15 protein-coding genes are annotated in these 16,888 nt (G+C 62.1%); 1 reads left to right on the top strand and 14 read right to left on the bottom strand.

Going from position 1 to position 16,888, the window contains the following annotated elements:
- Positions 1 to 124 precede the first annotated feature (124 nt).
- Positions 125 to 1,618, top strand: coding sequence for a membrane-bound lytic murein transglycosylase MltF (gene mltF / locus ACB039_RS07730; protein WP_268434663.1), 1,494 nt, complete (start codon positions 125 to 127; stop codon positions 1,616 to 1,618).
- A 343-nt stretch (positions 1,619 to 1,961) separates the two neighbouring features.
- Here the strand turns inward: mltF and ACB039_RS07725 are convergent, their stop codons facing one another.
- The 14 genes from ACB039_RS07725 to hscA form a co-directional block, all read right to left on the bottom strand.
- Positions 1,962 to 2,192 (bottom strand): zinc ribbon domain-containing protein, encoded by a 231-nt coding sequence (locus ACB039_RS07725; protein WP_042650463.1) that lies wholly within the window; start codon positions 2,190 to 2,192, stop codon positions 1,962 to 1,964.
- 86 nt (positions 2,193 to 2,278) lie between these two features.
- Positions 2,279 to 3,775 (bottom strand): ribosome biogenesis GTPase Der, encoded by a 1,497-nt coding sequence (gene der / locus ACB039_RS07720; protein WP_041205938.1) that lies wholly within the window; start codon positions 3,773 to 3,775, stop codon positions 2,279 to 2,281.
- A gap of 74 nt (positions 3,776 to 3,849) precedes the next feature.
- Positions 3,850 to 5,034, bottom strand: coding sequence for an outer membrane protein assembly factor BamB (gene bamB / locus ACB039_RS07715; RefSeq protein ID WP_270823430.1), 1,185 nt, complete (start codon positions 5,032 to 5,034; stop codon positions 3,850 to 3,852).
- Positions 5,027 to 5,677 (bottom strand): tetratricopeptide repeat protein, encoded by a 651-nt coding sequence (locus tag ACB039_RS07710; RefSeq protein ID WP_270823429.1) that lies wholly within the window; start codon positions 5,675 to 5,677, stop codon positions 5,027 to 5,029. The genes bamB and ACB039_RS07710 overlap by 8 nt, the downstream gene beginning before the upstream one ends.
- Positions 5,678 to 5,680: 3 nt before the next feature.
- Positions 5,681 to 6,958 carry a histidine--tRNA ligase gene (hisS, locus tag ACB039_RS07705; RefSeq protein ID WP_043131699.1) on the bottom strand — a complete coding sequence of 426 codons (1,278 nt, stop codon included), beginning with the start codon at positions 6,956 to 6,958 and terminating at the stop codon, positions 5,681 to 5,683.
- A gap of 139 nt (positions 6,959 to 7,097) precedes the next feature.
- Entirely contained in the window at positions 7,098 to 8,213 is a 1,116-nt protein-coding gene (gene ispG / locus ACB039_RS07700) for a flavodoxin-dependent (E)-4-hydroxy-3-methylbut-2-enyl-diphosphate synthase (protein ID WP_005324272.1), read from the bottom strand.
- A 10-nt stretch (positions 8,214 to 8,223) separates the two neighbouring features.
- Positions 8,224 to 9,153, bottom strand: a complete 930-nt coding sequence (rodZ, locus tag ACB039_RS07695; RefSeq protein WP_371165427.1) for a cytoskeleton protein RodZ — start codon at positions 9,151 to 9,153, stop codon at positions 8,224 to 8,226.
- Positions 9,143 to 9,934: a PilW family type IVa pilus biogenesis/stability lipoprotein TapF gene (gene tapF / locus ACB039_RS07690; RefSeq protein ID WP_081805703.1), complete on the bottom strand. Its 792-nt coding sequence runs from the start codon at positions 9,932 to 9,934 to the stop codon at positions 9,143 to 9,145. The genes rodZ and tapF overlap by 11 nt, the downstream gene beginning before the upstream one ends.
- 12 nt (positions 9,935 to 9,946) lie before the next feature.
- Positions 9,947 to 11,050 carry a bifunctional tRNA (adenosine(37)-C2)-methyltransferase TrmG/ribosomal RNA large subunit methyltransferase RlmN gene (locus ACB039_RS07685; RefSeq protein WP_041205947.1) on the bottom strand — a complete coding sequence of 368 codons (1,104 nt, stop codon included), beginning with the start codon at positions 11,048 to 11,050 and terminating at the stop codon, positions 9,947 to 9,949.
- A gap of 168 nt (positions 11,051 to 11,218) precedes the next feature.
- Positions 11,219 to 11,647, bottom strand: coding sequence for a nucleoside-diphosphate kinase (gene ndk / locus ACB039_RS07680; protein ID WP_005324280.1), 429 nt, complete (start codon positions 11,645 to 11,647; stop codon positions 11,219 to 11,221).
- A gap of 270 nt (positions 11,648 to 11,917) precedes the next feature.
- On the bottom strand, positions 11,918 to 13,210 hold the full coding sequence (pepB, locus tag ACB039_RS07675; RefSeq protein WP_005324282.1) for an aminopeptidase PepB: 1,293 nt from the start codon (positions 13,208 to 13,210) through the stop codon (positions 11,918 to 11,920).
- Entirely contained in the window at positions 13,207 to 14,511 is a 1,305-nt protein-coding gene (gene pepB / locus ACB039_RS07670) for an aminopeptidase PepB (RefSeq protein WP_182788633.1), read from the bottom strand. Before pepB (ACB039_RS07670) ends, pepB (ACB039_RS07675) begins: the two co-directional genes overlap by 4 nt.
- 159 nt (positions 14,512 to 14,670) lie before the next feature.
- Positions 14,671 to 15,009, bottom strand: a complete 339-nt coding sequence (gene fdx / locus ACB039_RS07665) for an ISC system 2Fe-2S type ferredoxin (RefSeq protein ID WP_005324284.1) — start codon at positions 15,007 to 15,009, stop codon at positions 14,671 to 14,673.
- Between the two features lies 1 nt (position 15,010).
- Positions 15,011 to 16,867: a Fe-S protein assembly chaperone HscA gene (hscA, locus tag ACB039_RS07660; RefSeq protein WP_182788631.1), complete on the bottom strand. Its 1,857-nt coding sequence runs from the start codon at positions 16,865 to 16,867 to the stop codon at positions 15,011 to 15,013.
- Between the last annotated feature and the right edge of the window lie 21 nt (positions 16,868 to 16,888).

Raw genomic sequence — 16,888 nt, 5'->3', positions numbered from 1 at the left:
TGTGGGGGGATTTGAGACGCGCGTATTATAGGGATCAGGCCCATCGCGAACAAACGTTTTTCTCATCTCCCACGATGTGACTCCCTCCACCGTCTCTGGTATAAAGGTGCCTCTTTTTTGACAAATGCCGATTTTTTCAACAAGGGTACTCACCTACTTGCGCTGCATTTTTCGACTGTTTATCGGGATGTTGCTGACGCTGGCCCTGGCCGGCTGTGACTTCTATTCCCCCTCCAGCCAGCTGGAGCAGATCCGCCAACGGGGCGAGATCCGTGTTGGCACCCTCTATGGTCCCACCTCCTATTACCAGCGCGACGACACCGCCCAGGGGTTCGATTACGAGCTGGCGCAGCACTATGCCGACTGGCTGGGGGTCAAGCTGACCATAATCCCGGCCTACTCCACCGCCGAGCTGGTCGAGCAACTGCAAAAGGGCAAGCTGGATCTCGCCGCCGCCGCCATCGTCGTGACTCCGGAGCGACGCAAGCTGTTTCGCTTCGGCCCGGGCTTCTACCAGGTATCCCCCAAGCTGGTCTATCGCAACGGCTCTCCCAGGCCCAAGGATCTCGGCGACATCAAGGGCACCATAGTGGTGCCTGCCGGCTCCACCGGTGAGGACCTGATGAAGGAGATGGCCAGTCAGTACCCCAATCTGAACTGGCGCATCAACCGCGATGCCGACGTGGAGGAGCTGCTCAAACAGGTCGCCGACGGCGAGGTCGACTACACAGTAGTGCAGGACACCGTACTGGCCCGCACCCAGCGTTACTACCCCGAACTCACCGAGGGGCTGACCCTCGCCAGCAAGCAGACCGTGGCCTGGGCCATGACCAAGCTGCCCGATGACAGCCTCTATGCCAGCATCATCGACTTCTTCGGTCAGCGCTTCATGGATGGCTCCATCGCCAAGCTCGACGAGAAGTACTTTGGCCACGTGCAGAACTTCGATTTCGTCGACACCCGCACCTTCCTGCAGCGGGCCAAGAGCCTGCTGCCCAAGTACCAGGATCTGTTCCAGACTCACGCCAAGGAGATCGACTGGCGCCTGCTGGCCGCCATCAGCTATCAGGAGTCCCACTGGGATCCTCAGGCACGCTCCTACACAGGGGTGCGCGGCATGATGATGCTCACCGGCCCTACCGCCAAGGCGATGGGAGTGAATGACAGGCTGCACCCGGAGGAGAGCATCAAGGGGGGCGCCCGCTACTTGCAGGAGATGATGGAGAAGGTGCCCGACTCGGTACCGGCCGACGAGAAGGTGTGGTTTGCCCTCACCGCCTACAACATCGGCTATGGCCACATGATGGATGCCCGTCGCCTGACCAAGGAGCTCGGCAAGAACCCCGATGCCTGGGGGGACGTGAAAGAGGTGCTGCCCCTGCTGCAGCAGTCACGCTGGCATCGCAAGGTACGCTATGGCTATGCCCGGGGTGGCGAGGCGCGCAACTATGTCAACAACGTACGCCAGTACTACCAGAGCCTGCTGTGGCTCGACAACGAGCAACAGAAGGCTCATCGCCGCGAAACCCTGGACGAGGACGACGGCAGCGAGCCGGCCGCCCCGGCAGAGCGCCCCGCCATCATCGCCGAAGTGGTCAAGCAGATCATCACCCCCTGAGCCCTGCCGGGTGTGTCGTCTGGGGAAATTCTCTGTTACCATCCTCCCAGACCCAAGCCTGTCTGAGAGAGGCTTGTTGCAATATATTCATCAACTTGCGACACCGATGGCCCCCTATGTCAGGGCTGTCAGCGTCGCCGGGATGACCAGAGAGGAAAACCAGATGCGAACACGCAGAAGAGCCACGTTGACCAGAAAGACCAGATGCGCCTGGAGCCCCAGACGCAAGCTGAAACTGGCCGACATGAAACGCAAGATATGGCACCGAAACCGCTCCTACACCTTGCTGATTGCGGAGCACACAGCATAAACCCGGCCAAGGCCGGGTTTTTTTAATGCCTTTTTATGCCTCGACCGGCGTCAGCTCAAACTGGACAGTACGTTTGGAGATGAGGCTGTTGCAGTGGTGGCAAAAGTAATCCACGGCGCCACATGCCCTGAGCCGTTCAAGCTCATGCTGGCAGGTAGGGCACAGCGCCCGGATCCGATAGTTGGCATGGCACTGGCCGCAGCTCGCCTCCGCACTGCGGCTGTCCAGCTCGGCGTGGCAGGCCGGGCATGTCAAGAGACTCATGGTCATCTCCTCTCAGGCATGAGCGCTGGGCTCACCTCTCATCTTGCAGATAAAAAAACGGCTGCCACCGGGGCAGCCGTCAGGGCTTATTTCTTGCTCTTGTTCTTCGCCTTGAGCAGGCGATCCCGTTGCCGCTCCTGGCTCAGGGTCAGGGTGTTCTTCTTGCCCTCGAACGGGTTGACCGATTCCTGGAACTCGACCCTGATCGGGGTCCCCATGATCTTCAGGGACTTGCGGAAGTAGTTGATGAGATACCGCTTGTAGGAGTCCGGCAAGTCGTTCAGCTGGTTGCCGTGGATCACGATACGCGGCGGGTTGTAGCCACCGGCGTGGGCATACTTGAGCTTGACGCGGCGACCATTCACCATCGGCGGCTGGTGGTCTTCCTGCGCCATCTGCATGATGCGGGTCAGCATGGCGGTACTGGTACGACGGGTGGCGGACTGGTAAGCCTCATTGATGGACTCGAACAGATGGCCGACACCGCTACCGTGCAGGGCGGAGATGAAGTGGACGCGGGCGAAATCGATGAAGCCCAGACGACGGTCCAGCTCGTTCTTGACGTCCTCTTTCACCTTCTGATCCAGACCGTCCCACTTGTTCACCACCAGCACCACGGAGCGGCCGCTGTGGAGGACGAAGCCAAGGATGCTCAAGTCCTGATCCGTGATGGTCTCGCGCGCGTCGATCACCAGCAGGCAGACGTTGGCATCTTCAATCGCCTTGAGCGTCTTGATGACGGAGAACTTCTCCACCGTCTCGTGCACCTTGCCACGACGGCGCACGCCGGCGGTGTCGATGACCACGTACTTCTGCTCGTCACGCTCCATGGGGATGTAGACGGAGTCGCGGGTGGTGCCCGGCATGTCATAGACGATGACCCGGTCTTCACCCAGCATGCGGTTGGTCAGGGTCGACTTGCCGACGTTGGGGCGACCGACGATGGCGAACTTGATGGGCAGGTCGGCAAACGGGGTCTCCTTGGTGTCTTCCCGGGTATCGAGATCACCGGCGGCCACCATGCGCAGCAGGGCTTCTTCGTCGAAGTCCTCCTCTTCCTGCGTCTCTTCTTCGGCGGCCTCGACCAGGGTCTCAAGGTGGGGAGCCAGCGCCAGCTCCAGCAGGCTCAACACGCCACGGCCGTGGGCGGCGGCGATCTGGTAGACCTCCCCCAGCGCCAGACCGTAGAACTCGGAGACCGCGGAGTCACCGTCGATGCCATCGGTCTTGTTGGCGACCAGGAACACCTTCTTGTGGGTCTTGCGCAGGTGCTCGGCGATGGCCTGATCCGCGGCGGTCAAACCGGCACGGGCATCCACCATGAACAGCACCACATCGGCCTCCTCGATGGCCAACAGGGACTGCTCGGCCATCTTCAGCTCGATCCCCTCCTCGGTGCCATCGATACCGCCGGTATCGACCACGATAAATTCCAGCTCGCCCAACTTCGCCTGGCCGTATTTGCGGTCCCGGGTCAGGCCGGGGAAATCGGCAACCAGGGCATCCCGGGTACGGGTCAGGCGGTTAAACAGGGTGGATTTCCCCACGTTGGGGCGGCCCACCAGGGCTACTACAGGAGTCATAAAAGCCTCATTCTCAAGACGACAAAGGCTCCGGGTCCGAAGACCAGGAGCCGGATATTCAGATTGACGGGCGATCAGGGACGCTTGATTGCGTACAACTTGCCGCCACGGCTCTGCACATACAGGGTGTCACCGTCCACCAGGGGCGCGGCATAGAGACCACTGCTGTCGAGCTGCTGCATGGCCTTGATGGACCCGTCGGTACGATCCAGCCAATACAGGTAGCCTTCCACATCACCGACCACCACATAGTCACCCAGGACGACGGGGGCGGTCACGGTGCGGTTTTCCAGCTGGGTGTTGGACCACAGCTCAAGACCATTGCGCCTGTCGACCGCAAACAGGTGGCTGCGGTTGTCGGTCAGCACGATGGCATTGCCGGTCACAGCCATGTCGCGGTAGCCGGAATACTTGCGCTTCCACACCTCGTCACCGGTCATCAGCTTGCGGGCCATCAGCTGGCCATTGTAGGCGATGGCGTAGAGCTCATCACCGGCAATCAGCGGGCTGGCGTCCACGTCGACCATGCGGTCCAGCTCGGTGGCGCCGCGCGGGTCAGCCACCTTGGACTGGCGCACCGGCTGGCCGTTGCTCAGCAGGGCGATGCCCACCTTGCCATCGGCACGGCCATAGAGCACGGCGCCGTTGGTGATGACCGGGGTCCCGGCACTGCGCAGGGTCAGGGGCGGCTGCTCTTCGGACAGGGTCCACTGCAACTTGCCCTCATCGGTGTCGAGCGCCACCAGACGACCCGAGGTGGTCAGCACCACCACGCGACCATCTTCGACGGCGGGGCTCGCCACCACTTCACCGGGGACCGTGGTCTGCCACAGCACTTCCCCGTTCGCTTCGTTCAGGGCGTAGACCACCCCGTTCTCGGAGCCGAGGAACAACTTGCCATAACGGGAGACCAGACCGCCGGAGAGACGGGCGCTGCGTTTGTCGGCGTTGATGGGCAGGTCCGCCAGATCCACGCTCCACAGGGTCTCACCACTGCTGCGATCGAAGGCGGTCACGTCGCCATCACGGGCGGCGGCATAGATGTGATCCTCTTCCACCACGGGTTGCAACTGGGAGTAGAAATCACCGATGCCATCGCCGACGGAGGAAGACCAGGCCGTGTCGGCCGTGAAGGCGGACTCGACCACGGGCAGGGGGGCCATCGGGGTCAGGTCTTCCTCGGAACTGAACAGGGAGCAGCCCTGCAGGGCCAGGGAAACTGCCACCCCCAGCGCCATTTTCTTGTACAGATTACGCATCCGGAGCCTCACCCGCTGTCACCGCTGGCAGCGCCAGATCGTCCATCTTCAGCTTGAGCTCGGCGCTGCTCTGCAGGCCGCCGGCATCGGCCGCGACCTGATAGGCATCGCGCGCCTCTTCGGGCTTGCCCTGACCCAGCAGCACATCACCACGCACTTCCGCCACCTGGGCCTTGAAGGCATCGTTGTTGATCTTGCCAAGCTGGGCCAGCGCTTCGTCGGCCTTGCCCTGATCCTTGAGCACCCGGGCCAGGCGCAGGGCGGCGATGGGCTTGATGCTCTCGTCGCCATTCGCGGCCACCTGGGTCAGCTGCTCGGCAGCCAGATCCAGCTTGCCCGCCTTGACCGCAGCCGCGGCAAGTTGCAGGGCAGCCAGCTCCGCATAGGCGTCGCCCTGATGGGCGCTGATGAAGTTCTTGGCCTGCTCAAGGGCAGCATCGTCACCCTTGGCGAGCTGGGCTGTCATGGCGTTGTAAGCCTGGGAGGCGGCTTCCTGGTTGGTCTGCTGCAGCTCGTTGTAGTAACGCCAGCCAAAGAGGCCGACCAGACCGATCACGGTCCCCGCGAGTACCGAGGTGCCGTTCTCTTTCCACCAGCTCTTGATGACCTCAACCTGTTGTTCTTCAGTGGTATACACTTCCACAGCTTACTCTCCTTTAGCTGCCAGCAGGGCGATGGCGGCATCGACCGAGACGGTCTGTTGCTCGGCCTGGCCACGCAGATATTTGATGGTGATCTCCCCGCTTTGCACCTCGGTCTCGCCGAGGATCAGGGCAATGGCCGCGCCGCTCTTGTCGGCACGCTTGAGTTGTTTCTTGAAGTTGCCGCCACCGCAGTGGCTCATCAGACGCAAGTCCGGCAGGGCATCGCGCAGCCGCTCGGCAAGCTGGAAACCAGCCTGTTCCGTCCCCTCGCCCACCATGGCCAGATAGACATCCACCGCCGGGCGGATATCGGCGTTGAGTTCGAGAGTTTCGAGCATCAGCACCAGACGCTCCATGCCCATGGCAAAGCCCACGGCCGGGGTCGCCTGACCGCCGAGCTGCTCCACCAGGCCGTCGTAACGACCACCGGCACAGACGGTGCCCTGGGCACCCAAGCTGTTGGTCACCCACTCGAACACGGTGAGGTTGTAGTAGTCGAGGCCGCGCACCAGACGCTCATTCACCTCGTATTGGATACCGGCGGACTCGAGCAAGCGCTTGAGCCCCTCGAAGTGGGCTAGGCTCTCTTCGCCCAGGTGATCGAACAGACGGGGCGCACCCACCAGGATGGCTTGCACTTTTTCGTCCTTGGAGTCGAGCACCCGCAGCGGGTTGCTGTACATGCGGCGCTGGCTCTCTTCGTCCAGCTCGCTCTTGTACTGCTCCAAGTAGGCGACCAGCGCATCGCGGTAGGCGGCGCGCTCTTCACTCTGACCGAGCGTGTTGAGCTGCAGGGTGACATGATCGCTGATGCCGAACAGGCGCCACAGACGGTGGGTCAGCATGATCAGCTCAGCATCGATGTCCGGCCCGTTGATACCAAACAGCTCGACTCCGAACTGGTGGAACTGGCGATAACGGCCCTTCTGGGGACGCTCGTGACGGAACATGGGGCCCATGTACCACATCCGGCGTTCCTGGTTGTAGAGCAGGCCGTGCTCGATGCCGGCACGCACGCAGCTGGCTGTCCCTTCCGGACGCAGGCTCAGGCTGTCGCCGTTGCGGTCTTCAAAGGTGTACATCTCTTTTTCGACCACGTCGGTCACTTCACCGATGGCGCGCTTGAACAGATGGGTCTGCTCGACGATGGGCATGCGCACTTCGCTGTAGCCGTAGCTGGCGACGACCTGGCGCAGGATCTGTTCCACTTTCTGCCATACCGGGCTCTGCTCCGGCAGGCAATCATTCATACCGCGAATAGCTTGGATCTGTTTTGCCACGTTGATACTCGAGAAAAAGAGGTAAAATTTGGCCGCATTATAGGGATTTTCGGCCCCGAGGTAAAATCAGGGTGCCCGGATGCGGGATGTAAAATCAACAACCTAAAGCCGGGGCCACCCCAGGTGGCCCCTCAATGGTTCAACCTTTGTCCACCTGGATCTGGTTGGCGGGATCCAGCATGGCCGCCCGGGCGCGGATACGGCGCTCCAGGGTCGGGATGAGATCCTTGTTGTCGAGCCTGTCAACCCGCTGGCCCCCTTCATAGAAGGCACTCTTGTTGGCGGCACCCGCCAGACCAAGGTCAGAGACCAGCGCCTCGCCCGGGCCATTCACCACGCAGCCGATGATGGAGACGTCCATCGGGGTGATGATGTCCTCCAGCCGCTCTTCCAGGGCGTTCACCGTCCCTATCACGTCGAACTCCTGACGGGAGCAGGAGGGACAGGCGATGAAGTTGATGCCGCGGGAGCGGATGCGCAGGGACTTGAGAATGTCGAAGCCCACCTTCACCTCTTCCACCGGATCGGCGGCCAGGGAGATGCGAATGGTGTCGCCTATGCCATCGGCCAGCAGCATGCCGAGCCCTATGGCGGATTTCACCGCGCCGGCACGGAATCCGCCCGCCTCGGTGATCCCCAGGTGCAGCGGCTGGTCGATCTGCTTGGCCAGCAGGCGATAGGCACCGACCGCCAGGAAGACATCGGAGGCCTTGACGCTCACCTTGAAGTTCTCAAAGTTGAGGCGATCCAGGTAATCCACGTGGCGCATGGCCGACTCGAGCAGGGCTTCCGGGGTCGGTTCGCCATACTTTTCCTGGATGTCACGCTCCAGAGAGCCGCCGTTGACGCCGATGCGGATCGGAATGTTGTAATGACGGGCACAGTCAACCACGGCGCGCACCCGTTCTTCGTTGCCGATGTTGCCCGGGTTGATGCGCAGGCAATCGGCACCGTACTCGGCCACTTTCAGGGCGATGCGGTAGTCGAAGTGGATATCGGCGACGATGGGAATACGGGTCTGCTGCTTGATGAGCCGGAAGGCTTCCGCCGCTTCCATGGTGGGCACCGAGACCCGGACTATGTCAGCACCGACCCGCTCGATCCGCTGGATCTGCTCGACGGTGGCGGCAACATCGGTAGTCTTGGTGTTGGTCATGGTCTGCACCGTGATGGGGGCGTTGCCCCCAACCGGCACGTTGCCGACCATGATCTGCCTGGATTGACGACGAATAATGGGGGATTCGTGAGCGGACATGGCGGACAGATTACTCCTGCGGCAGTGAGAAGCGAGCAGTCCGGCCGTTGTTGTAACGGCTCATGTCGAAGGACTTGCCCTGGTATTCGAGATTGACCGCCATGGGCGCGCCAATGATGAATCTGAGTGGCTCGGGTCCTTCCAGCACAAGCTCGTCGTTCGCCTTCTTCAGACCGCTGAACAGGGTCTTGCCGTTGGCATCCTTGACATCCAGCCAGCAGTCGGCGGTGAAGCTCATCTTGAGCTGGGGCGCCTTGCCAGGTTCGGTGGCGACCGTCTCTGCTGGCGCCAGGGTCGCCTTTGCGGCCGAGGCCTCGGTAGACAGGGCGGCGCTGGTCGCGGCAACGACATCCGGTGCTGTGGCGGCGGCGTCACTCACCGCAGCCTCAGTCGCCACGGCATCGGAGGCCACGGACAACACGGGGTCGGCCACGTCCACCGTAGGCGTCACGTTGGCGACCGACGCGGTCTGGTCCGTGCCCATCTCGCTCGCCGCAAGGGCTTCATCCCCGGCGGAGCGACGTGCTGTACTCTGCCACCACCAGGCGATGGAGAGCGCAATCAGTACCAGGATCACCAGCCAGGTCACCACCTTGAGCCGACTGTCGTTGGCTTGCTGGCGGGAGCGGCGGGAGAAGCTCTGCATGTCGATGTTATCGGGCGGCGTCAGCCCCAGCTTGTCGTAGGCCGCGAGTATGGTTTCCTCGGGAATGCCGACCAGCTTGGCATAAGTACGCAGATAGCCCCGAATGAAGGTGTGGGACGTGTGCTTGTCGTAGGTATCCGATTCGATAGCGGCGATCAGGGTCAGACGAAGGTGAATGCGGGACGCAACCTGCTCTCGTGTCCAGCCGAGCTGTTCACGGGCGTTGCGCAGCAGCTGGCCTGGGCCAACTGCCTGGGAGTCGTCTTGGAAATCGTGTGGCTGTTCAGTAGTCATTGGCTAAGTAACGCTTGGCTTGTTGCGAAGTGGGATATTGCCTTACCAGCTCAGTCCCGAATTGGTGAAGTAATGCCGGTTTGTCCATGGCCTGGGCAAGCCTCAGCCGGAGCCAGAGGCTCTCCTCGTTCTCGTCTGCCACGTCGGCGAAACGCACGAGATAAGACTGCACATCAGGCAGCTTGCCATCTTTCATGGAAAGCTCGGCCATGTCCAGCAATAACCTTGGATTGCGGGGATTATACCCCAAGGCCAGACGATAGTACTCGTTGGCCTTGTCATTTCTGTGATTTTGCATCGAGCAGAGCGCCGCATTCTCGTAGGTATCGGCGATCTTGATGTAATCCGGCTGGCTGACCGCCTGCAGGAATGCCTTCTCCGCCTCGTCGAAGCGCCCACGGTTGCACAGGAAGGCACCGTAGTTGTTCATCGCGTCAGCGTTGGTCGGATCCATGGCCAGTGCCTTCTTGTAATTCTCTTCGGCCGCCTTGAAATCGGATACCTGCTGGTAGAAATAGGCGAAGCCGATATACACCTGAGGGTTGCTGGGGTCGTACTGGAGGGCCCGATCGAGGTTGAACTTGGCCTGTTCGGCATTGCCCTGACGCAGATATTGAATACCCAGATCGAGGCGGGTCTGGGCAGCCGCCTTGAAGTCGGGACCCACTTCACGCTGGGTAGAATTCTGGCCAGCGTAAGTGGTCTCGGTGACACAGCCAGGCAGCGCGCAGAGCGCTGCCACTACGATCAATGTACGGATATCCATTTCCTGTCTATACAATGGCTTAGCGAGTTAAACCATTTTGACGGAAATCCCATCCTGTTGCATCCGATTTTTCATGGTGCGCTTGGTGCGGTCGATCACCTCCCCCACCAGCTGGCCACAGGCCGCATCGATGTCATCCCCGCGGGTCTTGCGGACGATGACGGTCATACCGTATTCCATCAGCACCTTGGAGAAGCGGTCGATGCGACTGTTGCTCGGCTTGCCAAACGGATTGCCCGGGAAGGGGTTGAACGGGATCAGGTTGACCTTGCAAGGGGTATCTTTGAGTACCTGCGCCAGCTCGTGGGCATGCTGCATGTCGTCATTGATATGATCGAGCAGCACATATTCCACCGTCACCCGGCCGCCATTGGCGTTGGACTTGGCCAGATAGCGGCGCACCCCCGCCAGGAAGGCCTCGATGTTGTACTTGTCGTTGATCGGCATGATCTCGGAGCGCAGCTTGTCATTCGGTGCATGCAACGAGATGGCCAGCGCCACGTCGATCTGGTCGCCCAGCATGTCCAGCGCCGGCACCACGCCGGAGGTGGAGAGGGTGACGCGGCGCTTGGAGATACCAAAACCAAAGTCATCCATCATCAGGCTCATGGCCGGCACCACGTTGGCGAGATTCAGCAGCGGCTCGCCCATGCCCATCATCACCACGTTGGTGATGGGGCGCTTGCCGCCCACCACCTTGGCGGCACGCCAGACCTGGCCGATGATCTCGGAGACCTTCAGGTTGCGGTTGAAACCTTGCTGGGCGGTGGAGCAGAAGGTGCACGCCAGGGCGCAGCCGACCTGGGAGGAGACACAGAGGGTTGCCCGATCCGCCTCCGGGATGTAGACGGTCTCGACTTCCTGATCCCCGACCTGCAGGGCCCACTTGATGGTGCCATCCGCGGAGCGTTGTTCACGGCTGATCTCGGGGGCTCGGATCTCGGCAATGGCCTTGAGACGCTCACGCAACGCCTTGTTGACGTTGCTCATCTGATCGAAGTCATCACAACCGGAGTGGTAGATCCACTTCATTATCTGATCTGCCCGGAACGGCTTCTCGCCCAGCTCGACGAAGAAGGCACGCATGGCATCCCGATCGAGATCCAGCAGGTTGGTTTTTGTTTCGCTCATCAAGGGCCTCAGCTCACACACTTCATAAATTATCGGCTGACCTACGTCAGGGGGCGGCATTGTACAAATAATGGGTCTGCCTTTCCACCTGGAGAATAAGAGGATATTGACCGAATGACCAAAAAACAAAAGGGAGCCGAGGCTCCCTTGATGATCTTCTGACGAAAATCAGCCGCGTGGGCAGATCTCGGCGTCGGAGAAGAAGTAGGCGATTTCACGAGCGGCAGAGGCCGGGGCATCGGAACCGTGCACAGCGTTGCGATCGATGCTCTCGGCATAGCAGGAGCGCAGGGTGCCGGCCAGGGCCTCTTTCGGGTTGGTGGCGCCCATGATTTCGCGATGACGGCGAATGGCGTCTTCCCCTTCCAGCACCTGTACCATGACGGGGCCTGAGGTCATGAAAGCAACCAGTCCATCATAGAAAGGCTTGCCCTGGTGTTCGGCGTAGAAACCGGCGGCCTGCTCGCTGCTCAGGTGCAGCATCTTGGCGGCGACCACTTTCAGGCCGGCGCTCTCGAAGCGGCTGTAGATGGCACCGATCAGGTTCTTGCTGACCGCGTCCGGCTTGACGATAGAGAAGGTACGTTCGATAGCCATTGAGTTCTTTCCTTAACTACAGAGTTTTATTGTAGGAATCCATGTTCGGCGGCGATTATACGTAAACAAAAACCGAAATAACACACAAAATAGCAACTTTTTATTAAACAAAAAATTCCTTGAAACAACATGGTGACTCATCTTGTGTCATGGCACTGAGAAAAAATGTGCGCTTGTGCACGATAGTCACGCTAACCCGCTAAAACCCTATCTATTGCTCATATAACCAGCACCGTTGAAAAGGGCACCCCGAGGTGCCCTTTCGCCTTGTCATGCCCCTCGGCGCGTCTCCGCCAGCAGGGTATGGGCGATGGTGCGCATCCCCAGGGTGTTGGCCCCGGGGGCCCAGAGGTTGTCACCGTTCTCGCTGAAACAGGCGGCGAGATCGACGTGCAGCCAGCCCCGCCCTTCATTGCCGACGAAGCGGGAGAGGAAACCCGCCGCGTTGGAGGCACCGCCCGGGCCACCACCCGGCACCGGACGGCTGTTGGCCGTATCGGCATAGTGGGACGGGCACTGCTGGCGGTGCCAGGGTTCCAGCGGCAGCGGCCAGGCTGGCTCCTGCTCCGCATCCGAATAGGCCATAGCACGGCTCACCAATCCCTTGTCGAGGCCGAACAGGGCGTTGTAGCGCCCCCCCAGCGCCATCACGGCGGCCCCGGTCAGGGTGGCGGCGTCGATGATGAGCGGTGCGCCGGACTCCCCGGCGAGCTGCAGACCGTCGGCCAGCACCAGGCGCCCCTCGGCGTCGGTGTTGACGATCTCGACCGTGGTGCCGTTCTTGTAGGTGAGGATATCACCCAGCTTGTAGGCGTGACCGGAGACCAGGTTCTCGGCGCAGCAGAGAATGAGCTTCACCCGCTTGTCGAGGCCGCGCAGTATGGCCAGCGCCAGGGCGCCGGTGACGATGGCCGCCCCCCCCATGTCATGCTTCATGGTGAGCATGCCCTGGGAGGTTTTCATGGAGTAGCCGCCGGAGTCGAAGGTGATGCCCTTGCCCACCAGGGCCGCCGCCACGGGGGCGTTGCGATCCCCGGTGGGGTTGTAGTCCAGCTCCAGCATCACGGGTTCGCGATCGCTGCCGCGGCCAACCTGATAGAGACCGACCCAACCCGCCTGCTGCAAGGCTTCGCCCTTGAGGATGCGATGGCTGATCCTGTCCGGTGCCAGCTCGGTGATGAAGGCTGCCGCCTCCACCGCCAGCTCCAGCGGTCCCAGCTGCTCCGGGGTGGCATTGGTCATCTCACGCACCCAGCGCCCGCACAGCCAGCGCGCCTCCAGCTCTTCCCTGTCCTCTTCGGACGAGGTCGCCCACTGCAGCTCCACCTCGGCCTTCGGGGTCTGCAGCCCCTGGGCGAAGGCCCACTGCTGCTCGCGCTCCCAGTGACCGCACAGGGCGACCTTCTGGATCCCCTGACCACAGAGACGGCGGGCCGCCTGCTGGATGTCCAGCAAGGGGGACGCCGTCACCAGGTGGATCACCATGCCATCGGCACGGTGGGAGAGCAGCGCCCCCTCGCCCCAATCGGGGGCGGCAAATTCACGGCTCAGCCAGACGTTCATTCACACACCTCCTGCAACCAGCGCGCTATGGTGCGCAGACCGTGCCCTTTGGCGCCGGTCGCCCACAGCTCGTTGCCGGACTTTTGATAGGAGGCGGCGAGATCCAGGTGCACCCAGCCCTTGCCCTCGTCACGCACGAAGCGCGACAAGAACGCGGCGGCCGTGGTGGCCCCGGCGGTGCCTTCGGCGGAGGCGACGTTACCCAGCTCGGCGAAGGCCGAGGTGAGCTGCCCCACATGCCAGGGTTCCAGCGGCAGCGGCCAGGCCTTCTCCTGCTCGGCTTTCGCGGCGGCCAGGGCGCGCTGTTGCTCCCGATCGTCTAAGGCAAACACGGCATTGTAGTCGCGGCCCAGCGCGGTCTTGGCGGCGCCGGTCAGGGTGGCGGCATCGAGAATGTGGGCGGCGCCGCTGTCGGAGGCTGCCAGCAGGCCATCGGCCAGCACCAGGCGCCCTTCCGCATCGGTGTTCTGGATCTCCACCGAGATGCCGTTCTTGTAGGTGAGGATGTCACCGAGCTTGAAGGCGTGGCCGGAGACCAGGTTCTCGGCACAGCAGAGAATGAGCTTCACCCGCTTGTCGAGGCCGCGGCTGATGGCGAGCGCCAGGGCGCCGGTCACCATGGCGGCCCCACCCATGTCGGACTTCATCGGCAGCATGTTGTCAGAGGACTTCATGGAGTAGCCACCGGAGTCGAAGGTGATGCCCTTGCCCACCAGAGCCGCCACCACGGGGGCGTTGCGATCCCCGGTCGGGTTGTAGTCCAGCTCCAGCAGCACGGGCTCGCGCTCGCTGCCGCGGCCCACCGACCAGATCCCGATATGGCCGGCCTCGCGCAGAGCTTCGCCTGCGGTGATGCGGGCGGTGACCTGATCGCCACCCAGGCCGCGGATCAGCAGCAGGGCGGACTCCGCCAGGCTCATGGGGTAGATCTCTTCCGGGCAACCGTTGGTCACCTCGCGCACCCAGCGGGTCGCCTTGACCAGCGCTTCCAGCTCGAGGGCATCCGCTGCGCTCTGCTCGCCGAAGTCCAGTTCACGCTGCCCCTTGGCGGCATAGAAGCCCTGGGCGAAGGCGTAACGGCGCTCCAGATCCCAGCCCTCACCGACCAGGCTCACCCGCTTGATGCCGCTCGATTCGAGTCGACGAGCCGCACGCTGAACTGTGCGCAGGATATCCTGCTGCTGGACGGTGGAACCCAGGTGGATCAGGGTCTCTTCACCGTTGAAACTGAGCAGTGCGCCTTCACCCCAGTGGGCGGCAGCAGCCTGGGCGGATAACAGTACCTTCATCATGTCAGCCATTTTCTCTTGCTTCCTTTTCTTCTTGGCACGATTCATTAACAACGCGGGGTAACGGAGACAAAAAAGGCCGTTCCCCCGAGGGGTACGGCCTTCACCATATCATTACTGCACCATGAGATGCTGCACGCGCAATTCACTCATGTGTAATTAGCGGGTCAATCAGTGACGCTCGGAGGCGAGGTTGATGGTGTACTTGGGCAGCTCCACCACCAGATCCTCATCCGCCAGACGGGCCTGGCAACTCAGGCGGGATTCCGGCTCCAGTCCCCATGCCTTGTCCAGCATGTCGTCTTCCAGCTCATCGCTCGGCTCGAGGGAGTCAAACCCCTCCCGCACCACGCAGTGGCAGGTGGTACAGGCACAAGACTTCTCGCAGGCATGCTCGATCTCGATGCCGTTGCGCAGGGCGATGTCCAGTATGGTCTCACCGGTCGCGCCCTCGAGGGCTGCGCCGTCCGGACAGAGTTCGGGGTGAGGCAGAATGATCAGTTTTGGCATATTACACCTTGTTGACGTTTTGGCCGGTCAGCACCTTGCGAATGGACGCATCCATGCGACGGGCCGCAAACTCGCCACTGACGGCATCCGCCGCCTCGATGGCATCTTTGATTTGATTGGTTGTGCCTGTGGCACGCATGGCCAGCAGATGAGTGATCGCGGCGTCGATCTCGGCACGTTCGGCAGTATTGAGCAGCGCTTCGCCATCGGCGGCCAGCGCCGCATTGAGGCTCTCCACCACCCGATCGGCTTCCACCTGCTGCTCCGCCAGCATGCGGGCATCCATGTCCTGCTGGGCATTGGCGATGGAGGCGCTCAGCATGCTGAGGATGTCCTCTTCCGCCAAGCCATAGGAGGGCTTGACCTGGATCTCCGCCTGCACGCCGGAGGATTTTTCCATGGCGCTGACCGACAGCAGTCCGTCCGCATCCACCTGGAAGGTGACGCGAATGTGGGCGGCACCGGCCGCCATGGGCGGAATACCGGTCAGGGTGAAGCGGGCCAGGGAGCGGCAATCCGCCACCAGCTCGCGTTCTCCCTGCACCACATGAATGGCCATGGCAGTCTGGCCATCCTTGAAGGTGGTGAACTCCTGGGCACGGGCCACCGGTATGGTGGTGTTGCGCGGGATCACCTTCTCGGCAAGCCCCCCCATGGTCTCAAGACCCAGAGAGAGCGGGATCACGTCCAGCAGCAGCATCTCGGCATCGGGCTTGTTGCCCACCAGGATGTCGGCCTGGATGGCAGCGCCGATGGCGACCACCTTGTCCGGATCTATGCTGGTGAGCGGCGTACGCTGGAAGAACGCCCCCACCTGCTCGCGCACCAGCGGCACCCGGGTGGAGCCCCCCACCATCACCACTTCCAGCACCTCCACCTGCTCGAGCCCCGCATCGCGCAGGGCGCGGCGGCAGGCCAGCAGAGTGCGCTTGACCAGCGGCAGGATGAGCTCGTCGAACTGGCTGCGGCTCACCTCCCCCTGCCAGCCGGCAAAGGAGCAGGCAACGCGGTCTGCATCCGTCAGGCCGTGCTTGACCGCCGCCGCCACATCCAGCAACTCCCGCTGGGTGCGGGCATCGAGCTGGCCACTCAAACCGGCCTGCGCCTTGATCCAGTCTGCCAGCAGATGATCGAAATCATCGCCACCCAGCGCCGAGTCGCCGCCGGTAGCCATCACCTCGAACACCCCGCGATGCAGACGCAGGATGGAAATGTCGAAGGTGCCACCACCGAGGTCATAGACGGCGATCACCCCTTCCTGACCGGAGTCGAGGCCGTAGGCGATGGCGGCGGCGGTGGGCTCGTTGAGCAGGCGCAGCACGTGTAGACCAGCCAGACGGGCCGCATCCTTGGTGCCCTGGCGTTGGGCGTCATCAAAATAGGCGGGCACTGTGATGACCACACCGTCGAGATCACCGCCGAGGGAGGCGGCGCCGCGCTCGGCCAGTTTTTTGAGGATCTCCGCCGAGACCTGCACCGGATTGACCAGCCCCTGGCGGGTCTGGATCTGGGGCATGCCGTTGTCGGCGGCCACGAACTCGTAAGGCTGCTGACGGATATCCATGTCGGCCAGCGCCTTGCCCATCATCCGTTTGACCGAGACGATGGTGTTGTGGGGATCGAGGGCGGCTTCGCGCTTGGCGTCAAAGCCCACCCTGATGGCGTCGGCCTGACCAGCTTGATAGTGCACCACGGAGGGCAGCAGATCGCGCCCCTGTTCGTCACTCAGGGTATCGGCCTGGCCGCTGCGTACGGCGGCAACCAGGGAGTTGGTGGTGCCGAGATCGATGCCTACGGCACGTTTGTGCTGATGAGGCGCGGCGCTCTGGCCGGGCTCGGCGATTTGCAGTAATGCCATGGGTAATCACAATTCCAGCGT

The organism is Aeromonas sp. S2(2024) (assembly GCF_041402505.1).
Taxonomy (GTDB): domain Bacteria; phylum Pseudomonadota; class Gammaproteobacteria; order Enterobacterales; family Aeromonadaceae; genus Aeromonas; species Aeromonas media.
This window is presented reverse-complemented; position numbering and strand designations above follow the sequence as displayed.